Source organism: Moraxella oculi, assembly GCF_023336735.1.
GTDB lineage: Bacteria > Pseudomonadota > Gammaproteobacteria > Pseudomonadales > Moraxellaceae > Moraxella > Moraxella oculi.
Genome location: NZ_JAMBAQ010000054.1, coordinates 1 through 1,274, shown reverse-complemented (window position 1 = coordinate 1,274; position 1,274 = coordinate 1). Strand labels below are relative to the sequence as shown.

Genomic DNA, 1,274 nt, shown 5'->3' with positions numbered 1-1,274 from the left:
AAAACCCCCACCATCTTAGGCAGGGGTTTTTGACTTAGTAAGTCGTGTTATGTTTGCTGTTAAGCCAATCTTATTTTAAGATCAGTTTTTAACATTAGCAACAACACCAGCACCTACAGTACGGCCACCTTCACGGATTGCGAAACGCAGACCTTTGTCCATGGCGATTGGGTGGATAAGCTCAACACTCATCTCAACATTGTCGCCAGGCATGACCATTTCGGTACCTTCTTGTAGAGTGATGGCACCAGTAACATCTGTGGTACGGAAGTAGAATTGTGGACGATAGCCATTTAGGAATGGTGTATGACGACCACCTTCTTCTTTTGATAGCACATATACTTCTGCATCAAATTGGGTGTGAGGAGTGATTGAGCCTGGCTTAGCAAGTACTTGACCACGCTGAACTTCTTCACGCTTAGTACCACGAAGTAGCACACCACAGTTCTCACCAGCACGACCTTCGTCTAGCAATTTACGGAACATTTCAACACCAGTACAGGTGGTCTTAGCAGTGTCTTTGATACCAACGATTTCAACTTCATCACCAACCTTGATGATGCCAGATTCAACACGGCCAGTAACAACCGTACCACGACCTGAGATTGAGAACACATCTTCGATTGGCATTAGGAATGGACGATCGATGTCACGCTCTGGCTCTGGGATGTAGCTGTCTAGTGTGTCTAGCAATTCTAAGATGGCAGGCTCACCGTATTGACCAGCATCACCATTTAGACCCAAAAGTGCTGAACCTTTAACAATTGGGGTGTCATCACCTGGGAAGTCGTAGTCAGATAGAAGTTCACGAACTTCCATTTCTACCAATTCTAGCAATTCTTCATCATCAACAAGGTCGCACTTGTTCATGAATACCATGATGTAAGGTACGCCAACCTGACGAGAAAGTAGGATGTGTTCACGAGTTTGTGGCATTGGACCGTCTGTTGCAGCAACAACCAAGATGGCACCGTCCATCTGAGCTGCACCAGTAATCATGTTTTTAACATAGTCAGCATGGCCTGGGCAGTCTACATGAGCGTAGTGACGGTTAGCAGTGTCGTACTCAATGTGAGAAGTGTTGATGGTAATACCACGAGCTTTTTCTTCAGGAGCTGAGTCAATCGCTGCATAGTCTTTAGCTTCACCACCGTGGTGCTTAGCAGCAACAGTAGCAATCGCAGCAGTTAGTGTGGTTTTACCATGGTCAACGTGACCGATGGTGCCTACATTTACGTGTGGTTTGTTGCGTTCGAACTTGGCTTTGGCCATAA

Annotated in this window: 1 protein-coding gene; it reads right to left on the bottom strand. The window is 46.0% G+C overall.

Going from position 1 to position 1,274, the window contains the following annotated elements:
* Positions 1-81 precede the first annotated feature (81 nt).
* Positions 82-1,272, bottom strand: coding sequence for an elongation factor Tu (tuf, locus tag M2R47_RS09340; protein WP_249102518.1), 1,191 nt, complete (start codon positions 1,270-1,272; stop codon positions 82-84).
* Positions 1,273-1,274 lie beyond the last annotated feature (2 nt).